General features: G+C 43.3%; 2 protein-coding genes. Both read right to left on the reverse strand.

Annotation, left to right across the window (positions count from 1 at the left end; translation table 11 throughout):
* Positions 1 to 219, reverse strand: a 219-nt coding sequence (locus AC1DRF_RS28280) for an NAD(P)-binding domain-containing protein (RefSeq protein WP_477742342.1), incomplete at its 3' end; no start/stop codon positions are given.
* A 30-nt stretch (positions 220 to 249) separates the two neighbouring features.
* On the reverse strand, positions 250 to 1,287 hold a 1,038-nt coding region (locus AC1DRF_RS28285), incomplete at its 5' end, for a transketolase-like TK C-terminal-containing protein (protein ID WP_477742343.1).

A 1,287-nucleotide genomic window follows, 5' to 3' on the forward strand; every position in this document is an offset into this window, starting at 1 on the left:
ATCAACAACCGTATGAGGAACCATYAGCCATACAACTCTTGGTGTTTCTAGTGACTGAACAAGCTCCTGCAAGCTTGATACTCCTGAAGCACCGTACTCTTTCATTTGTTCCACTGCGTTTGAATTTACGTCAAATGCTACAACGTCATGACGCTGATCCAATAAGTTTTGTCCTAAGTTAATCCCCATTTTCCCTAAACCAACTAATCCTACTTTCATGTGAACAGCTCCTTCTATTTATCTTCTTATTTAAGCCTTTAGCAATTCTTTTGCTTGTGCCACTACGTTTTCTTCTGTAAATCCAAACAGCTTCATCACATCAGCTCCGGTTCCTGAAGCACCGAATGTGTCAATAGCTAACACTTTTCCTTTTGGTCCTACAAAGCGTTCCCAACCAAGTGAAATTCCCATTTCTAGAGAGATTCGTTTTGAAACAGATTCAGGCAAGATGCGCTCTTGATACTCTTTTGACTGCTTGTTAAACAGCTCCCAGCTAGGCATTGCTACAACACGTACAGATATACCTTCACGCTCTAGCTGAGTTTTAGCACTGACCGCTAGTGCTACTTCAGAACCTGTAGCGATAAAAATCAGCTCCGGCTTATCGTTTGTTTCGGTTAATACGTAAGCTCCTTTAGCTAGGTCGTTGATATTTTGTTTTGTTTCTTCAAACACAGGCAAGTTTTGACGGCTAAGCACTAAGGCTACAGGACCTTCCGCTTGCTGAAGCGCATAAGCCCAAGCGCTAGCTGTTTCGTTTGCATCAGACGGACGGATTACGGTAAGCCCTGGAATTGCACGAAGAGAAGCTAAATGTTCAACGGGCTCATGAGTCGGTCCATCTTCTCCTACTGCTATGGAATCATGAGTAAACACATACGTGACCGGCAGCTTTTGCAGTGCAGCCAAACGAATCGCTGGACGCAAGTAATCATTAAAAACAAAGAATGTGCTGACAAACGGCTTCACACCGCCGTGAAGGGCCATTCCATTTCCGGCCGCTCCCATTGCATGTTCACGTACGCCGAAATAAATATTTCGATTTTCGAAATATCCTGGTGCGTAAGGGCCTTCTTCTTTAATGTCCGTCATCGTGGAATGCGATAAATCAGCGCTGCCTCCAAAAATAGATGGCACAGATTTAGTGAAATAATTAATAGCTTCTCCGCTTGCAACACGAGTCGAAATCGCTTTTTCTGATGAGAATGTTAAAATATCATTCACTTCAATTAACGCTTCGCCTGTGATAGCACGCTCTAATTCATCAGCGAGCATAGGGTATTCTTT

This window comes from Priestia sp. P5_B4, assembly GCF_056400385.1.